The sequence below is a fragment of the Staphylococcus sp. HMSC072B07 genome (assembly GCF_001815505.1).
In the GTDB taxonomy this organism is placed as follows: Bacteria; Bacillota; Bacilli; order Staphylococcales; family Staphylococcaceae; genus Staphylococcus; species Staphylococcus simulans.
Genome location: NZ_KV820901.1, coordinates 128,772 through 143,044, shown reverse-complemented (window position 1 = coordinate 143,044; position 14,273 = coordinate 128,772). Strand labels below are relative to the sequence as shown.

The 14,273-nt window shown below is 33.0% G+C and carries 14 protein-coding genes; 1 reads left to right on the top strand and 13 read right to left on the bottom strand.

The genetic code is table 11. The annotated features are described in order from the left end of the window. Nucleotides 1–93: 93 nt before the first annotated feature. From HMPREF3031_RS03565 to HMPREF3031_RS03510, 12 genes are all read right to left on the bottom strand, one after another. A complete protein-coding gene (locus tag HMPREF3031_RS03565) occupies nucleotides 94–699 on the bottom strand; it encodes a superoxide dismutase (RefSeq protein WP_002481048.1) in 606 nt (201 codons plus the stop codon). A 179-nt stretch (nucleotides 700–878) separates the two neighbouring features. Continuing rightward, entirely contained in the window at nucleotides 879–1,286 is a 408-nt protein-coding gene (locus HMPREF3031_RS03560) for a Fur family transcriptional regulator (protein ID WP_002481049.1), read from the bottom strand. Then, nucleotides 1,287–2,135, bottom strand: a complete 849-nt coding sequence (locus tag HMPREF3031_RS03555) for a metal ABC transporter permease (protein WP_002481050.1) — start codon at nucleotides 2,133–2,135, stop codon at nucleotides 1,287–1,289. After that, the gene (locus HMPREF3031_RS03550) at nucleotides 2,135–2,905 is read right to left on the bottom strand and encodes a metal ABC transporter ATP-binding protein (protein WP_002481051.1); all 771 of its coding nucleotides are present in this window, start codon (nucleotides 2,903–2,905) and stop codon (nucleotides 2,135–2,137) included. The genes HMPREF3031_RS03555 and HMPREF3031_RS03550 overlap by 1 nt, the downstream gene beginning before the upstream one ends. Before the next feature lie 127 nt (nucleotides 2,906–3,032). After that, complete coding sequence (locus tag HMPREF3031_RS03545; protein WP_002481052.1) at nucleotides 3,033–3,923, bottom strand: deoxyribonuclease IV; 891 nt, start codon at nucleotides 3,921–3,923, stop codon at nucleotides 3,033–3,035. A 16-nt stretch (nucleotides 3,924–3,939) separates the two neighbouring features. Continuing rightward, nucleotides 3,940–5,280, bottom strand: coding sequence for a DEAD/DEAH box helicase (locus tag HMPREF3031_RS03540; protein ID WP_002481053.1), 1,341 nt, complete (start codon nucleotides 5,278–5,280; stop codon nucleotides 3,940–3,942). Between the two features lie 23 nt (nucleotides 5,281–5,303). Next, nucleotides 5,304–6,398, bottom strand: a complete 1,095-nt coding sequence (locus tag HMPREF3031_RS03535) for a Nif3-like dinuclear metal center hexameric protein (protein WP_002481054.1) — start codon at nucleotides 6,396–6,398, stop codon at nucleotides 5,304–5,306. Further along, on the bottom strand, nucleotides 6,395–7,069 hold the full coding sequence (locus HMPREF3031_RS03530) for a tRNA (adenine(22)-N(1))-methyltransferase (RefSeq protein WP_031262513.1): 675 nt from the start codon (nucleotides 7,067–7,069) through the stop codon (nucleotides 6,395–6,397). Before HMPREF3031_RS03530 ends, HMPREF3031_RS03535 begins: the two co-directional genes overlap by 4 nt. Before the next feature lie 125 nt (nucleotides 7,070–7,194). After that, a complete protein-coding gene (rpoD, locus tag HMPREF3031_RS03525; RefSeq protein ID WP_002481056.1) occupies nucleotides 7,195–8,304 on the bottom strand; it encodes an RNA polymerase sigma factor RpoD in 1,110 nt (369 codons plus the stop codon). A gap of 76 nt (nucleotides 8,305–8,380) precedes the next feature. Further along, the gene (dnaG, locus tag HMPREF3031_RS03520; RefSeq protein WP_070724607.1) at nucleotides 8,381–10,153 is read right to left on the bottom strand and encodes a DNA primase; all 1,773 of its coding nucleotides are present in this window, start codon (nucleotides 10,151–10,153) and stop codon (nucleotides 8,381–8,383) included. Between the two features lie 114 nt (nucleotides 10,154–10,267). Then, nucleotides 10,268–11,092 carry a pyruvate, water dikinase regulatory protein gene (locus HMPREF3031_RS03515; protein ID WP_070724606.1) on the bottom strand — a complete coding sequence of 275 codons (825 nt, stop codon included), beginning with the start codon at nucleotides 11,090–11,092 and terminating at the stop codon, nucleotides 10,268–10,270. A gap of 12 nt (nucleotides 11,093–11,104) precedes the next feature. Next, a complete protein-coding gene (locus HMPREF3031_RS03510) occupies nucleotides 11,105–11,728 on the bottom strand; it encodes a transcriptional regulator CcpN (RefSeq protein WP_081705407.1) in 624 nt (207 codons plus the stop codon). A gap of 313 nt (nucleotides 11,729–12,041) precedes the next feature. Between HMPREF3031_RS03510 and HMPREF3031_RS03505 the strand changes: the two genes are divergently transcribed. After that, the gene (locus HMPREF3031_RS03505) at nucleotides 12,042–13,433 is read left to right on the top strand and encodes a glycine--tRNA ligase (protein WP_002481060.1); all 1,392 of its coding nucleotides are present in this window, start codon (nucleotides 12,042–12,044) and stop codon (nucleotides 13,431–13,433) included. A 53-nt stretch (nucleotides 13,434–13,486) separates the two neighbouring features. Here HMPREF3031_RS03505 and recO read toward each other — a convergent pair whose 3' ends face one another. Next, entirely contained in the window at nucleotides 13,487–14,254 is a 768-nt protein-coding gene (gene recO, locus HMPREF3031_RS03500; RefSeq protein WP_002481061.1) for a DNA repair protein RecO, read from the bottom strand. Nucleotides 14,255–14,273 lie beyond the last annotated feature (19 nt).

The following is a 14,273-nucleotide window of genomic DNA, read 5'->3' as shown; positions in this document are numbered from 1 at the left end:
CGACAAGTCCGTAGGACTTTGTCGACAGTCTGACAGCAATTGGATAACCAATTGCTGTTAAAGTTATAATTTAACTTTTCGTGGGTATTAAGATTATTTAGTTGCAGCGTTGTATAGCTCGTCAACTTTTTCCCAGTTAACAACGTTCCAGAATGCATTGATATAGTCTGGACGTTTGTTTTGATATTTAAGATAGTAAGCATGTTCCCAAACGTCTAAGCCTAGGATAGGAGTTTTGCCTTCAGTAATTGGGTTGTCTTGGTTTGCTGTAGTAACGATTTCTAATTTACCGTCTTTATCTACTACTAGCCAAGCCCAACCTGAACCAAATTGTCCAGCAGCTTTTTTAGCAAATTCGTCTTTGAATTCGTCTAAAGAACCCCATTGTTCTTTAATTTTATCAACTACTGTACCTTTCTCTTCAGAGTTAGGTGAAAGGATTTGCCAGAATAATGAGTGGTTTAAGTGTCCACCACCATTATTACGGACTGCAGTTTGGATGTCAGATGGTACACTATCTAAGTTAGCAACAATTTCTTCGATTGATTTGTTTTCTAAATCAGTTCCTTCGATTGCTGCGTTTAATTTTGTAACATAAGTGTTATGGTGTTTGTCATGGTGAATTTCCATCGTTTCTTTATCGATGTGTGGTTCCAATGCATCAAACTCATATGGTAAATTTGGTAATTCAAAAGCCATAAATAATCATCCTCCTAAATTGTTTTCATATTTACTATATCAAGTCGTTAGATACCTTACAATTTTTATGCTTATAAAATAATGAAGTATCTAATTAATATGAACTCTTTCCTCTATATGTTTATCCTGAAAGTAAGGAGTTAAACATTATAAACTGATATAGTTACTAAATTTAATGGTTACTGACATTTTTCACAAATGCCATAAACTTCAAGCTTGTGTGTGTGAATTGTAACATTAGGAAGTTGTTTCCTAATTGCGTCCATCGGACAGTAGTCAATTACTTTCGTGTCTTCGCAAATTTCACAAATGAAATGATGATGATGGTGATGTGTACAAGCAATTCTAAATTTCATTTCACCATCTAGTTCAGTATTTTCGATAATTCCTAAATCTTTAAACAAATACAAATTTCTATAAATTGTATCGAAAGATATTCCAGGATATGCAGTATCCATAGTTTGTTGGATTGTTTTCGCACTTACATATTTGTTTTCCTTCACGAAAATATCGATAATCTTTTTTCGTTTATCTGTATATTTATGACCGTTATCTTTTAATAATTTGATAGCATCAGTCGTATTCATTTAACTATCTCCTTTTTTTACCCTAGTACGTAAAGTCTGAGTGAACATTGTAGCTACTAAAATAAGTACTAATAATACTACAATAACCCCACCTGGTGATAAATTTAAATAAAAAGCAATTACTAAACCACCAATAACAGATACTTCTCCAATGATAATACTATAGAGGATTAATTGTTTAAATCCTTTTGTCATTCTCATTGCTATGGCCACTGGTAAAGTCATCAATGCACTTACAAGTAAAATACCAACTACGCGCATAGATGCTGAAATAACCATGGCTACAATGATAATGAATAAGAATTGAATCCATCTTGGTATACCAATAACTTTACTATATTCTTCATCAAATGAAAGGATAAAGAGTTCTTTATAAAATAACATAATGAAAAGTGTTACAAGTACAGCAATGGTCAAAACAGTAATCATATCACTTAAAGATACAGCACTGATTGATCCAAATAATAAACCTACTAACTCTTGGTTAAATCCGTCTGCAAGTGAAATAAAAATGGCACTTAAGCCAATACCTGCACTCATAATAATCGGTATCGCAATTTCTTGATAGTTTTGATAAGATGTTCTTAATTTTTCTATTAAAAGTGCACCGACTACCGCAAACAATATGCCACCCCACATAGGATTTATAAAGATAAATATCGGTGATAATGTGGTTAAAAACATTCCGAAAGAAATACCGCCTAAAGTTACATGACTTAATGCGTCAGCAATCAAAGAGAGTCTGCGTACTACGATAAATGCACCAATAAATGGTGCAATAAACCCAATCAAGATACCACTTAAAAGAGAATAGCGCATAAAATCGAAATTCATTAATGCTTCAATCATTAGTTACAGCACTCCCTTTCATGTTGATGGTCAACAAATTTAATTGGATAGCCGTAAATTTTTGATATTTCAACTTGATCTAGCGACTTAAACTCTTGTGCAGGACCATGGAAATGTAAATGTCTATTTAAGCAAGCAACTTTTGTTGCAGTATCCACGACAACTCCGATATCGTGTGTAACTAAAATAATAGTGACACCTTCATTTTTTAATTGCTCTAGAGTTTGATAAAACTCACTGACATGTTTAGCATCAATACCATTAGTAGGTTCGTCTAAAATAAGTACTGATGGGTCTGAAATCAATGCTCTTGCGATTAACACGCGTTGTTGTTGTCCACCTGATAATTCAGCAATGTTTTTGTTTAATAAGTGTTCAATATTTAAGCGTTTTAGGATGTTTTTAACTTTTTGTACATCCTTTTTATTAAACCATTGAAAAAGGTGTTTTTGTTTTGTTAATCCACTTAAAACAACTTCTTTTACACTAGCAGGAAAACCTGAATTAAATGCTCTTGCTTTTTGAGATACATAGCTGATTTTCAACTCTGATAATTTTCGTTGGTATTTCTGGCCATCAATATACATCTCACCGCTTTGAAGTGGAAATAAACCTAGCATAATTTTTAATAATGTAGATTTACCTGCCCCATTCGGTCCGACAATTGCCAAGAAATCACCTTTATATATTTTAATGTTTATGTTTTCCAGTACTTGTTTGTTTCCAAAATAGTAATTTATATTTTTTAATTCAAAAACTGGGGTAGACATATCTTCACCTCGCTATAAATATAACCTTGAATAAATAATATGTAAATTGTAATGCTTACGATTGAGCATGTAAAATTAAAAGACAAAGTAAGCTTTGTCTTTTAATTACATAATTACTCTAATAGAATTATTCACTCATAATGATATTCTTCATATCAGGATTGAAAGTTTGACTTTCCAACATTTCAATTTCATGTTTATATGGTGGTTTTTTATTTTTCTTATCTTCGCCTACAAAAGGTGTTTCTAAAATTTTTGGAATGTTTTCGAATACTTCATGATGAACAATATAATTCAATGCATCAAATCCGATATGACCAAAACCGATGTTTTCGTGACGGTCTTTATGTGCACCGACTTCATTTTTACTATCATTAACATGAAGTACTTTAATTCTGTCTAATCCAATTATTTTATCAAATTCCTCAAGTACACCGTCGAAATCATTTTTGACATCATATCCTGCGTCATGTGTGTGGCAGGTATCAAAGCAAATTGATAGTCGTTCGTTATGATTTACGCCATCTATAATTTGTGCTAATTCTTCAAATGTACGACCTACTTCAGATCCTTTACCGGCCATAGTTTCTAATGCAATTCTGACATCATTTTCATTTGTTAGAACTTCATTTAAACCTTCAATAATTTTTTTAATGCCAGCTTCAGAACCAGCTCCTACGTGTGAACCTGGGTGTAAGACGATGTCTTTTGCACCGATTGCTTCGGTACGTTCAATTTCTTTTTGTAAAAATTCAACACCTAAATCAAAGACATGGGATTTTTGTGTATTTGCAATATTAATAATATAAGGTGCATGTACAACGATATTAGAAAGACCATATTCTTTCATTGCTTCGTGTCCGGCTTCAATATTTAGTTCTGAGATATCTTTTCTTCTTGTGTTTTGAGGTGCACCTGTATAAATCATAAATGTTTTTTCGCCTAATCTATGTGCTTCTTCTGCTGAACCCAGCAGCATTTTTTTACCATTCATCGGAACATGAGAACCAATTAACAATCTGTCCACCTAACCTTTACTTATTTTTTCTTTGTTGTCTGTTTTGACGTTTACTGTATTTCTTACGTTCTTGACGTTTTAAATTTTCTAATTCTCTCTTGAACTTTTTCTTATACCCTGGCTTTACTTTTTTCTTATTACCGCGCTTAACTTGTTGTTTCACTTGAGTAGTTAAGTGATCATCTTTGTTTTTACGTGTTTGTCTTGTATTATGCGCTTTGATTTCTTTTAGTTCACCATTTTTTATATCAACATCTTGGAATTTATAACCTTTTTTCTCAATCTCAGCAATTAAATATTCTTCATCGGGCGTATATAAAGTAAATGCTTCACCTTTATATTGGCCTCTACCAGTTCTGCCGACACGATGAGTGAAGAAATCGATGTCTTTAGGAACATCATAGTTAATTACATGACTGACACCTTCGATATCAATACCTCTTGATGCTAAATCACTTGCGATTACAAACTGAAAGTCTAAGTTGCGGATGCGTTTCATTTGTTGTTTTCTTTCTCTAGGACTTAATCCGCCATGAATCATACCAATTTTTAAGCCTTCTGCAGTTAATGATTCTGCTAATTCATCAGCATTTTCTCTGCTGTTACAGAAAATAAGGCATAGATATGGATTGATAATATCAATCAAAGCTTTAGTTTTATCTAATTTTGATGAACCTTTTGTCGGTATTAAGTAAAAATCAATATTTTTCTTGTTTTGTGTTTTACTATCTACTTCAATAAGTTCTGGTTGATTTAAATATTTATTTAAGAACGGATGTAGAGATTTTGGAATCGTAGCGCTGAATACAGCGATATGTGCACTGTCATCTAAACGTGCTGCGATATGGTCGACGTCTTCAATTAAACCTAAATCAATCATTAAGTCAGCTTCATCTACAACTAAATACTGAGCTAAATGTGCATGTAATGTGCCGTCCTTTGATAAATCATTGATACGTGTTGGTGTTCCAATGACTAATTGAGGTTGCACGTTACAACGTTGTTTGTCACGTGCAAAATCAGTTCCCCCAATAAATAAAGTAACTTTAACTTCATCTTTAAATTGTGCTAAATGATGTGCTGCATTATAAAGTTGTTGTGCTAATTCTCTAGTTGGTGCAACGACAATAGCTTGGGGTTCTTGAATTGAAGTATCAATTTTTTCTATTAATGGTAATAAGAAAGCATGAGACTTCCCAGTACCCGTTTGTGATTGCCCGATAATATTTTGACCTTTGATAATTTTAGGGATTACTCTTTGTTGGATTTCAGTTGGCTGATTAAAATTCAAGTCAGCTACAGCATCTATAAGTTGTGGACTTAAATCAAATTGTTCAAATGGGTGTTGTGTGGCCATTAAAATCCCTCCTTTTTAGTTTTTTATACATAATTAAATGGATCTGTATTTAAAGTTGAAGCTTCAATAGTAAGGTTATCATTACTAATCCATTCTTTAAGTAATGATTTTAAACCTTCTTTCATAACATATTCACTATAATGATTGATATCGATTAAGTTATATCCTTCTGTTTCAGCATCTAATGCGTCATGATGTTTAATATCACCAGTGATAAATACATCTGCACCTTTTTGATGTGCGAATTTTTCATAACCAATACCAGAGCCACCAATAATTGCTGCTTTTGAGATTACTGTGTCTGGATTCCCAGTGAAACGGACGCTTGGTATATCTAATTGTTTTTTAATAATCGTAGCTAATGATTTTAAAGTTGTTTGTTCTGGTAATTGTCCTATCATGCCTAAACCCCGTTTTACCGTTTTAGTTAATGGAATAAAATCATACACCGGTGTTTCATATGGATGTAGTACATTAATACAATCCTCTGCTTTTGTACGTTCGTACTCTTGAATCATGAATTCAACTTTTACTTCTTCTACTGTTTCGATTTGATTCAACTCACCGATATGAGGATGTGCATTCTCGACAGGTTTAAATTGACCAGCACCTTTAGTAGAAAAGAAACAGTATTCATAATCACCTTCAGATGCAAAACCTTCATCATTCATTTTATTTTTAAATGTCTCTACATTTTCTTCAGGAATAAACACTTGGACTTTATAATAATTTGTTTGTTGAGTTTCTAAAATTTCAGTATGTGTAAGTCCAATTTGCTTTGATAGCATCGCATTGACACCAAAACGATATACATCTAAGTTTGTATGCAAGGCAATTAATTGGATATTGTTTTGTATCAAACGACGAATAATAGCGCCATAACCTTGTTCATTGATGCTTTTAACACCTTTAAAGATAAGTGGATGATGTGCAACAATTGTATTAATGTCTTTTTCTATTGCTTCATTTACCACTTCCATTGTACAATCTAACGCCGTCAGTATACCTGTGATTTCTTGTTGTTTGTCCCCGATTAATAAGCCAACATTGTCCCAACTTTCAGCAGAAGAAAAAGGAACATGCTGATTTAAAATATTTAGTAACTCTGAAGTTTTCATGATAACACCTCTTGAATTAATTTGATCTCATGATTAATCTCTTCTAAGCGGCTTTGATGCTTGTTCTTATCCAAGTGAGATTGGATGTTTTTTAAAGCTTCTAATTCTCTATTCCATTTTTTAATGAATAAAGCTGATTTAGAATTCATTAAAATCGGACCGAATTTCAACTCTACTTCTTTTAATTCTTTATGACCATATTCTGCAATAACTATTTCATAAATATGGCCTTTTTCTTCCATAATCTCTTCATCAATAATATGGTAATCCAATTGCATTAATGTACGTCTTAAAGTAGATGTTTGAATATTACTTTGTAACGCTAAACGTGGTTGATTCATTAGCTTTTCTTTTCCATTTTGGAGTATTTCTGCAATTAATGGGCCGCCCATTCCACATATTGTAATAGTATTAACGTTATTTGTTTTTTCTAGGACATTTAATCCATCTCCCAGTTTAACATCAATCCTATTTTGCATGCTATATTTTTTAACGTTATCTAAAGCAGCTTGATATGGTCCTTTTACCACTTCTCCAGCAATAGCAGAAGTACATAATTCGTTTTCTATCGCATAGATTGGCAAATATGCATGGTCTGAACCAATATCTGCCAATACATCACCAGTTATATATTTACTCACTGCAGTAAGTCGTTGGTTTAAAATCATCACTTTGGCTCCTCTAATAAAAGAGCGAGACAATAAGCAAGATATTCGATTGACTGTAGGTCTTTACATGATTCCTTGCCTTCGTCAGCCAAACATTATCAGCTCATTGTCTCGCTATTTTTACTTAATTAATCCATAAAGTCTTTAAGGCGTTTGCTACGGCTTGGATGTCTTAGCTTTCTAAGTGCTTTAGCTTCGATTTGACGAATTCGTTCTCTTGTAACACCGAATACTTTACCAACTTCTTCAAGTGTTCTTGTACGTCCATCATCAAGACCGAAACGTAATCTTAATACGTTTTCTTCTCTATCAGTTAGTGTATCTAAAACATCTTCTAATTGTTCTTTCAATAACTCGTACGCTGCGTGATCAGATGGACTTTGTACTTCTTGGTCTTCGATGAAATCTCCTAAGTGACTGTCATCTTCTTCACCAATTGGTGTTTCTAAAGAAACAGGCTCTTGTGCAATTTTTAAGATTTCACGTACTTTTTCTGGTGGTAAATCCATCTCTTCACCAATTTCTTCTGGTGCTGGATCACGACCTAAATCTTGTAGTAATTGACGTTGAACACGAATCAATTTATTAATTGTTTCGACCATGTGTACTGGAATTCTGATTGTACGTGCTTGGTCAGCAATAGCACGTGTAATTGCTTGACGAATCCACCATGTTGCATACGTAGAAAATTTGAATCCTTTACTGAAGTCGAATTTTTCTACCGCTTTAATTAAGCCCATATTTCCTTCTTGGATAAGGTCTAAGAACAACATACCGCGTCCTACGTATCTTTTAGCAATGCTGACAACTAAACGTAAGTTTGCTTCTGCTAATCTTGCTTTAGCTACTTCATCACCTTGTTCGATACGTTTTGCAAGTTCAATTTCTTCTTGGGCGTTTAATAAATCAACACGACCGATTTCTTTTAAATACATACGTACAGGGTCGTTGATTTTAACACCTGGAGGTGCACTTAAATCATTAGGATTAAGTTTTTCGTCTGTATCAGAACTGTCTTTTTCATTAATAAGATTTATATCATTATCATTTAATTGTTCAAAGAACTCGTCCATTTGATCAGAGTCCATATCGAAGTTTTGCAGTTTTTCTGCTACTTCTTCATGGCTTAAATGACCTTCTTTTTTCCCTTTATCTAATAATTGTTTTTTTACATCTTCCAAAGTTAATGTCGGATCGATGGTTTGTTTTTTTACTACTTTCACTTGGTTTTCAGACATAAAAAGGCCTCCCGAAATTAATATAAGCACACAATGCGTTACTTAAATAAAACTCTTTAAATATATATTAACAATTTTAATACATTCGTTTTTGATTTAAAGCGACAATCTTTTGCAAATAATACTTTTGCAGTTCTGAATCACCAATACGTGTAGCCTCTCGTAACTTCTGGTTTAATGACTCAGAGGTCTCTTCATCTCTACTGCTAACAATAATTTGAATATACTCATCAATCTCATGTTCATATGGATTGTTATTGAGTAAAAGATTGTCTAATGCAATTAAAGTTTCTCTATCTATTTCTTCATCACTATATAATAATGCAGTACTCAGATTATAATATTCATTTTCAGCATAGTAGTCGTGCAAAATATTAAATATACGCTTAAATTGCTGATTTGTAAAGTCATCTGCTTCTACACGCTGACTATGTTCAAGAAAAATGTCTTTATTAAACATAAAATGTTTTAATAGTTTACGTTCAGCATCTTCTTGTTTTGAATATTTTTTTTGATTAACTTCTGGAACTGCAGCAGATATTTGTTGAAATGAATGTTGGTTATGTCTTGACACTTCATTATTTAGACTATCAAAACTTACTTTAAACAATTCAGAAACGTCTTGCAATACTTTTTTCTGTAAAATCCCTGATTGCATTAATGAAACATCGTTCGTTATCTCTTTAAGGTATTGTTCATAAGCCATGTCGTTATTTTCGATTTCGTCTTTATATAAATTGACTTTATACAATACAAAAGCACGTTTTTCATGTTCCACGTATTTTTTAAAAGCATCTTCCCCATATTTATTAATATACTCATCTGGATCCATTTTAGAAGGAAGTTGAATAACAAAAACATTCAGACCTTGCTCTAGTAAGTGCTGCCCAGTTTTAAGTGTAGCTTCTTGTCCTGCAAAATCGCCATCAAATAGTAATGTGACATTTGATGTTAGTTTTTTGATGAACGCTATGTGTTCTTGGGAAATTTGTGTTCCCATACTTGCCACAACCTGTTTAACCCCAGCATTGTCAGCTTTAATAACATCCATAAACCCTTCTAATAGTATAATTTCATTTTTTTGACGTATAATACGTCTTGCTTTGTCAACGTTGTATAAAAGTCGTCTCTTTTGAAATATAGGTGTTTCCGAACTGTTTAAATATTTAGGCTCTTGATTTTTGTATGTTCTTCCCGAATAACCTACAGTTCGTCCTTGTGCATTATGCAAAGGAAACATAATTCTATCTCTAAATCGATCATAATAACTAAAGTTTTCTTCATTGCGAGATAATAAACCGGCTTCATACGCTAGCTCAATATCATAACCTTTCTTTTGCAAGAAATCATGACAAAAGTGAGAGTTGTCGGGTGCAAAACCGATTTTTCTGTCTTTTAACAGTTCTTCAGTGAAACCTCTAGACTTCAAATATTTTAAAGGCTCTTCCCCTTCCACTGTTTTCATCAGTACATAATGATAATATTCTTGCATAAGTTCATGCATTTTAATCATCATTAAGTCATCAGAAGCGATTTGGTTTTGTTCATTATTTTGTCCAACATCTACTTTTATATTTACCCTTTCTCCAAGGGCTTTAACAGCATCGACAAACGAAATACCTTCTATCTCTTGAGTAAATTGAAAAACATTACCGCCTTTTTTACAACCGAAACAATGACAAATTTGTTTGTCCTCCGAAACAGTAAACGAAGGTGTTTTTTCATCATGAAAAGGACACAAACCAATATAATTGCGCCCTCTTTTCTCTAATTTCACGTATTCACTTACAAGGTCAAGAATATCTGTTTTATCTTTTATTTCATTTATTACTGATTGCTCTATTCTCACCATAACCACCTGTATACATTAGTCTTATTATTATATCATTTTCTATAAAAAATAAAAGTTATTAGCTCAATAAGAAATACGCTGAGTTTAAAACACCAGCGTATTGTATTAGGCTTACTTATTCATTTTATTTTGTTCAATTATATACATGATATCATTCGCTGTTTCTTCTATAGCTTTGTCTGAAACATCAATCAAAGGACAGCCTATTCGATCAACTATTTTATCAAAGTAATCCAATTCTTCTTGAATACGTTGCCCTGTAGCATAACGTGCTGAATCTCCAAGCCCGAGTTGTTTCAATCTTTCTTTACGGATTTTATTCAACTTTTCTTCACTGATTTTTAATGCAATACATTTTTTTGGATCTACTTCAAATAACCCTTCAGGCGGATTGATTTCAGGAACGATTGGGATATTCATAACCTTATAACGCTTATGTGCTAAAAACTGTGATAAAGGTGTTTTTGAAGTACGTGAAATACCAATTAATATAATATCAGCTTTAGGTAAACCTTTCGGATCTTTACCATCATCATATTTAACTGCAAATTCAATCGCTTCAATTTTTTTGAAGTATGCTTCATCTAGTTTATGCACTATACCTGGTTCATAGTATGGTTTTTCATCGATTTCATCAATTAAAATATTCATTAATGGTCCCATGATATCGACATGTTTTATATTTTTTTCGGCTAATTGCTGTTCCATATATTCTTTAATGTCAGGTTTTACAAGCGTGAAAACAACAATATTCATTTCGTTTTCTTTCGCAACTTCCATAACTTCATCAACATTCTCTAACGTTTCAATATATGGATAACGTACAATCTGACTTTGGAAATTTTTCGAGTTAAATTGAGAAACACAAGCTTTTGCAACTTGTTCGGCTGTTTCTCCCACCGAATCAGATGCAATTATTATTTTTATCTTTTGCATTAAATCCTACTCCTACTCATCGAAAATTGATACAAATAATTTTGTTATCGTGGTTTTTGAAATGCGCCCGATGACTTCCAACTTACCATTATCTTTACCACGAACTATCGGCAGAGAATCAATTTCTTTTTCAATCATAAGCTGTGCAGCTAGTACGACCAAATCATTTTCTAAAACGTGTGTTAAATTCGGCATACGTGTCATGATAACACTGACTGGCATCGTATGTATATCCTCGCCAATCATGGATGCTCTGAGTAAGTCTTTTCTTGAACAAACTCCAACAAAATCATTATTTGTATTCACAATAAATAACGTGCTGACGTCTTCAAGAAAAATTGTACATATTGCCTCATAAACAGAAGTATCGCCTTTTAAGACAATCGGCAAAGATTGATAGTCTTTAACAACATATTGACGTAATTTTTCTGTTAATAATTGATTTGTTGATTTACCAGAATAAAAGTATCCTACTCTAGGTCTAGCTTCGAGAAACCCAGACATTGTCAAAATAGCTAAATCAGGTCTAAGTGTCGCTCTAGTTAAACTTAGTTGTTCGGCAATCTTTTCACCGGTAATCGGCCCATTTTGCTTTACTATTTCGATAATTTCACTTTGCCTACTACTCAGTTCTATATGTCTTCACCCCTTCACACTTACAATTTATATTATAACTGTAATTGTTTTGGTCTACAAATCTATATAAACACTTGCCTTTAATTTTCGGATGCATTAGAATTAGGTTTGAAGCGAGTTAAGGATGGTGCGAGCTTAACAATTAAATTGGCCTAACAACTTTTATAATCTAAGCGAGTGTCTACACTAATTTGGGTGGAACCGCGGGTTATTACGAATTTCAATGAGAAATGAGATAACTCGTCCCAAGATTTCGAAATGTTTATTTCGTTATCTTGGGGCGTTTTTTTATTATTAAAGAGGAGTGTTATTTATGGCAAAAGATATGGAATCAGTAGTTCAGCTAGCAAAACACAGAGGTTTTGTATTTCCAGGCAGTGAGATTTACGGTGGTTTATCAAACACTTGGGATTATGGTCCATTAGGTGTTGAATTAAAAAATAATATTAAACGTGCATGGTGGAAAAAATTTATTTCACAATCACCTTATAACGTTGGCTTAGACGCAGCAATTTTGATGAACCCTAAAGTATGGGAAGCATCAGGTCACTTAGGTAACTTTAATGACCCTATGATCGACAACAAAGATAGTAAAATTCGTTACCGTGCAGATAAATTAATTGAAGAATATATGCAAAATGAAAAAGGTGACGAAAACTTTATCGCAGATGGTTTAAGTTTTGATGAAATGAAACGTATTATTGAAGAAGAAGGTATTAAATGCCCAGTAAGCGGTACTGCTAACTGGACTGATATCCGTCAATTCAACTTGATGTTCAAAACTTTCCAAGGTGTAACTGAAGATTCAACTAACGAAATTTTCTTACGTCCTGAAACTGCACAAGGTATCTTTGTCAACTACAAAAACGTCCAACGTTCAATGCGTAAAAAATTACCATTTGGTATTGGTCAAATCGGTAAATCATTCCGTAATGAAATTACACCAGGTAACTTCATTTTCAGAACACGTGAATTCGAACAAATGGAATTAGAATTCTTCTGCCGTCCTGGTGAAGAAATCGAATGGCAAAATTATTGGAAAACATTTGCTGAAAAATGGTTATTAGACTTAGGTCTTCAAAATGAAAATATTCGTTTAAGAGATCATGACCAAGATGAGTTATCTCACTACTCTAATGCAACTACAGACATTGAATATAAATTCCCATTTGGTTGGGGCGAATTATGGGGTATTGCAAGCCGTACAGACTACGACTTGAAAAAACATAGTGAATATTCTGGTGAAGATTTCAGATACCATGATCCAGAAACAAATGAAAAATTCATCCCATACTGTGTTGAACCTTCTTTAGGTGCTGACCGTGTGACATTAGCATTCTTATGTGATGCTTATGACCGTGAAGGTGTTGAAGGTAGTAAAGATGAACGTACAGTATTGCACTTCCACCCTGCTCTAGCACCGTATAAAGCAGCAATTTTACCATTAAGCAAAAAATTATCTGAAGAAGCAATTAAAGTTTACGAACAATTAAGCGAAAACTTTACAGTTGATTTTGACGAATCACAATCAATTGGTAAACGTTACCGTCGTCAAGATGAAATTGGTACACCATATTGTATTACATTTGACTTCGATTCATTAGAAGATCAACAAGTCACAGTACGTGAACGTGATACTATGGAACAAGTTCGTATGCCAATCTCTGAATTAAACGATTTCTTAGCTGAAAAAGTTAAATTCTAATATTAAATAAATAAGGGTATATCGCGAAATTGCGATATACCCTTATTTTTCTATCATTTTTTCTGGTTATTGGACTCTAAACGATGCAATTGATTTATTAATTTTTGACTTCTGAAAAACACACCCGCATATTCCCGGTATAACATGATAAGCAAATCAGACATCTCATCTACTATATCCTGATGAATATTAACTGAATTCATTTTATCTATAGGCAGTTTTTGAAGTACATCCAATAAATAAAGTGTTTTATTAGATATAGGAACTGCTCGTTCATCTCTATACAAATTCTCCTGAGCAATCACACCATGATATTTAAAACTGTAGCCACATAAATTTGCTTGGTTTGTATCGCCTGAGATAATATCTTGATTGAATGCGATAGTAAAACCAAAGTCAGGCATTTTTTTTAATAAAACAATAACGGACATCAGTTGGGCACTGTAACCTTTTTCAACTCTGTTCAAGCAAAAGTGTAAGAGTTGATAATTAAATTTAGAAATTTGTTCTTCGTCCATAGATTTGTCAATGACTTCAGCACAAAGTGCAGCATAACTGCTCTCATAAATATCTAAACGAAGTTGATAATTTTGACTGATAACATCAACTGAATTAAGTATGCCTAAACCACGTAATTTAGCATAGATAAACAGGCCATATACAAATAATTGTGTATTAGCCTGCATACCTGTTCTACTTTTTTTAGCACGTTTGACCATCAAAGGAATCTTCGCGCCACTTTCGCTTAGGATGGTAATAATTTTATCTGATTCGCCATAATCTACTGTTTTAATAATGATTCCTTTTTGTTTTACTAACATAAAAGGTACCACCGACCTT

What these genes read in the sequence shown, in the direction of transcription:
- HMPREF3031_RS03565 (WP_002481048.1), bottom strand. Translation starts at nt 699, where the DNA reads ATGGCTTTTGAATTACCAAATTTACCATATGAGTTTGATGCATTGGAA.
- HMPREF3031_RS03560 (WP_002481049.1), bottom strand. Translation starts at nt 1,286, where the DNA reads ATGAATACGACTGATGCTATCAAATTATTAAAAGATAACGGTCATAAA.
- HMPREF3031_RS03555 (WP_002481050.1), bottom strand. Translation starts at nt 2,135, where the DNA reads ATGATTGAAGCATTAATGAATTTCGATTTTATGCGCTATTCTCTTTTA.
- HMPREF3031_RS03550 (WP_002481051.1), bottom strand. Translation starts at nt 2,905, where the DNA reads ATGTCTACCCCAGTTTTTGAATTAAAAAATATAAATTACTATTTTGGA.
- HMPREF3031_RS03540 (WP_002481053.1), bottom strand. Translation starts at nt 5,280, where the DNA reads ATGGCCACACAACACCCATTTGAACAATTTGATTTAAGTCCACAACTT.
- HMPREF3031_RS03535 (WP_002481054.1), bottom strand. Translation starts at nt 6,398, where the DNA reads ATGAAAACTTCAGAGTTACTAAATATTTTAAATCAGCATGTTCCTTTT.
- rpoD (WP_002481056.1), bottom strand. Translation starts at nt 8,304, where the DNA reads ATGTCTGAAAACCAAGTGAAAGTAGTAAAAAAACAAACCATCGATCCG.
- HMPREF3031_RS03515 (WP_070724606.1), bottom strand. Translation starts at nt 11,092, where the DNA reads ATGCAAAAGATAAAAATAATAATTGCATCTGATTCGGTGGGAGAAACA.
- HMPREF3031_RS03505 (WP_002481060.1), top strand. Translation starts at nt 12,042, where the DNA reads ATGGCAAAAGATATGGAATCAGTAGTTCAGCTAGCAAAACACAGAGGT.
- recO (WP_002481061.1), bottom strand. Translation starts at nt 14,254, where the DNA reads ATGTTAGTAAAACAAAAAGGAATCATTATTAAAACAGTAGATTATGGC.